Genomic DNA, 1,749 nt, shown 5'->3' with positions numbered 1-1,749 from the left:
CCGGATTTGACGCCGGTGAAAAATGCGATCCGGCACGACACGGAGCAGCTCGAAAAGATGGCCGAGATCGTGCCGTCGCTGTATTCGCTGATCGACAAGTCAACGTATCAGGCGATTCTGGAGTCGGAAGACGACGCGCTGAAACAGCTCGACAAGCTCGAGCAGTCGGACAAATCGCTGTCGGGCGCGGAGAAGGCGGTGCTGGAAAAGCAGGAGGCGGCACTGAAGGCGCAGCTGACGGCGGATTTCAAGATCAACGCGCATGTGGACCCGTCGAAGGTGCTGGAGTTCGGCAACCTGAACGAGTTGAAGCTGGTGGAGGACGTGCTCAAGCGTACGAAGGAGATGGCCGAGAAAGGCGAACTCGACGGTATCGACAAGAGTGTGATCGACGCCGCGACGAAGGCTTTGGCCAAGCAGGCGCATATGCTGGGCGCGTTGGGCCACTTGCACGGCATCGCCGAGGTGACGCTGATCTTCGGCGCGTTGGGCGAAGTGATGGAAAGGAATAACGTCACCGAGCTCAACAATGGCGAACGCCTGAATCTCACGATGATGAAGGCGCAGCAAAAGGACATGCAAAAGAAGTCGAACGACTACGAGAAGGCTGTCCAGAAGGCGGAGGAGCAGCAAAAGAAGGCCGAGCAGATGCAGAAGACGATGGGCTGCGTCGGCAAGATCCTGGGCTGGGTCGTCACCGCGGTCAGCGTGGCGGCAGCCGCCTTTACGGGCGGCGCCAGCCTCGCGTTGGCGGGCGTAGGCCTTGCGCTTGCGGCGGGCGATGAAATCTGTCACGCGGTCACCGGGAAGTCGTTTATTGACGAAGCGATGAAGCCGATGATGGATGCGGTCGTCAAGCCCATCATGAATTTTGTGTCGAAGGTCGCGACCCAGGCGCTGGAGGCGTGCGGCGTGTCCAAGGAGAAGGCCGAGTTTGCCGGCGCGATTATCGGTGCGGTGGTCACGGGTATCGCGATGGTGGCGGTCGCCGTGGTCGGCGGATCGCTCGTGAAGTCCGTCGCGTCCAAGGTGGCGGGGGTGGTTGCCGAGCAGGTCGCGAAGTTCATGGAGACGTCGCTGGGCAAGATGCTGAAGGAGGCCCTCGCGAATCTGAGCGAGAAAGTAGGTTTTGAGGAGTTCAGCGGCAAGACTGCGGCAGCGATGGGCCGGATGCGCAAGTCGTTGGGCATCACGGACGAGAACGTTGAAAAATTGATGACGCGCGGGCAGCAGGTGAATGTCGCGTTCAACGCGGGCAGCACCGTCGCGCAAGGCACGATGGACGTGCTGACCGCGAAGGCGGAGCTGAATGTCGCGAAGAAGAAGGCGGACCTCAAGATGGCCGAGTTCGATCTGTCGGTGCTCAAGCAACTGATGGACTCGGCCCTGCAGGTGTTCGCAGATCGCAACAAGGCGCTCGCGAGCGTGATGCAGGACATGGTGTCGGCGAACGCGGTTGAATTGACGACGGGACAGGCAATTCTCAAAAACCTGGCGCGATCGGTCTGATCGTTGCTTTGTAATAGATTTGATTCAAGGATAAGACTATGTCGATTGCAGCACAAATCTTCCAGCCGCGCGTTCGTTTTCAACCGTATCCGCCGAATGTTGACGCGACGGCCACTCAGCCTGCGGCTCAGAAAACCCGCGAACAAGCCGCGATGCTGGCCTCGGCGGCAGCTGGCGCCGCGCATCGGGCAACGGGCGGCACCGGAACCGAGTTGGCACGGCCCATCGTGCCGGCATCTG

The 1,749-nt window shown here is 60.4% G+C and carries 2 protein-coding genes; both read left to right on the top strand.

Annotated elements, in window-relative coordinates:
- A partial coding sequence (sctE, locus tag WS46_RS20720) for a type III secretion system translocon subunit SctE (RefSeq protein ID WP_156443165.1) occupies positions 1 to 1,509 on the top strand: 1,509 nt, incomplete at its 5' end.
- Between the two features lie 38 nt (positions 1,510 to 1,547).
- A partial coding sequence (locus tag WS46_RS35545) for a hypothetical protein (RefSeq protein ID WP_156437078.1) occupies positions 1,548 to 1,749 on the top strand: 202 nt, incomplete at its 3' end.

The organism is Burkholderia sp. RF4-BP95, from assembly GCF_001521985.1.
Taxonomy (GTDB): domain Bacteria; phylum Pseudomonadota; class Gammaproteobacteria; order Burkholderiales; family Burkholderiaceae; genus Burkholderia; species Burkholderia diffusa.
Note: the sequence above shows the minus strand (reverse complement) of the source record. Positions and strands in the feature narration are given on the sequence as shown.